Here is a 1077-nt window from a genome sequence, read left to right as displayed (position 1 = left end):
TTCAAGAAATCGCCCCCACCTGGGTTGCCTGCTGGATTGTCGTGTTGGGGTTCCATCCCCTTTGCATACCGTCTTTTTCGGTTTTGGCAATCAGCAAGCGATCTTGAGGATGAAAGCCGCGCCAACCAAAACCCCGGTTTGTAGGAAAAGCGAAACGGTGTGCAGATCCATCTGCTCCAAATCCCCCCTCAACCAGGCCATCAAGCCAGCAACCCTGCCACGTTGGCGGCCACGTAGCTCACCACCGAAAACGAAAGCAAGGTGATCAGCAGGTTCCCCACGTTGTCCACGGCGAACTCGTAAGCATCGGCAAAAATATACATAAGGGCCTCCCCCGGTTGTGTTTGACTGATTACAGTCAACCACATCCCATAAAACTGGCAACCCTAAAAATCTCGATTGATCGACACTTTTGATGTTTAGTCAAACCTTTTTTTCTCTCTTCCCCAGATGATCAACCCCCACCCCGCTTCTTGCTTTGAGCCGCTTTTTCCGTTTGCTTTTATGGGTAGATCGATCCACTCACAAACAAGGGAACGTGCCCAACAAAAAGGGCCCCGAAGGGCCCTGGATGCGACACGGGGAATGGACCGTCATTGACGGTAGATGTTCTTCTGGACTTGGGCCTCGTGCTTGTCCCAGTCGAAGCCCGCCTCATAGCGCTTCATGAAGTCCGCTTCCTTCTTCGCGCTGGCGGCGTAGTGCGCGTAGCCCAACTTACCAGGCCCCATGGTTTGCTGCCGCTGGGCCGCAGTCAGCATGGGGATGTTTTCCCCCAAGGATTGCCCTCCGTCCTTCTGCTGGCGCTTCTGTCGCCATTCGTCCACGGTGCTGAACACCACTTGGGCGTGCTTGTCTTTGGGCGCGTCTTCAGCGCGCTGCTGCACCTGTGCGTGCAACCGCTCACGCGCGTCGGTGATCTCGTCGGGCTTGGCTTGCTTGGCCCAGTCCAACACGGCTTGTTGCTTCTCCTGGATATCGGCCTGGTCCTTCGCCAGCGACTGGTCGAAGGCTGCTTTCTTCTGCGGTTGGTGGTCGTTTGGACGCTCTCCGGCCAGCTTGGCTCGCCGTTTATCG

2 protein-coding genes are annotated in these 1077 nt (G+C 56.2%); both read right to left on the bottom strand.

All coding sequences use genetic code 11. The annotated features are described in order from the left end of the window. Positions 1–200 precede the first annotated feature (200 nt). Complete coding sequence (locus ACZ4VL_RS40890) at positions 201–323, bottom strand: hypothetical protein (protein ID WP_255313069.1); 123 nt, start codon at positions 321–323, stop codon at positions 201–203. Positions 324–593: 270 nt separating this feature from the next. After that, a partial coding sequence (locus ACZ4VL_RS40885) for a hypothetical protein (RefSeq protein ID WP_468211150.1) occupies positions 594–1077 on the bottom strand: 484 nt, incomplete at its 5' end.

This window comes from Streptomyces sp. NPDC029014 (assembly GCF_055564695.1).
Note: the sequence above shows the minus strand (reverse complement) of the source record. Positions and strands in the feature narration are given on the sequence as shown.

Bases quoted from the DNA above. Each gene is read 5' to 3' on its own strand.
- ACZ4VL_RS40890 (WP_255313069.1), bottom strand. From the start codon at position 323: ATGTATATTTTTGCCGATGCTTACGAGTTCGCCGTGGACAACGTGGGG.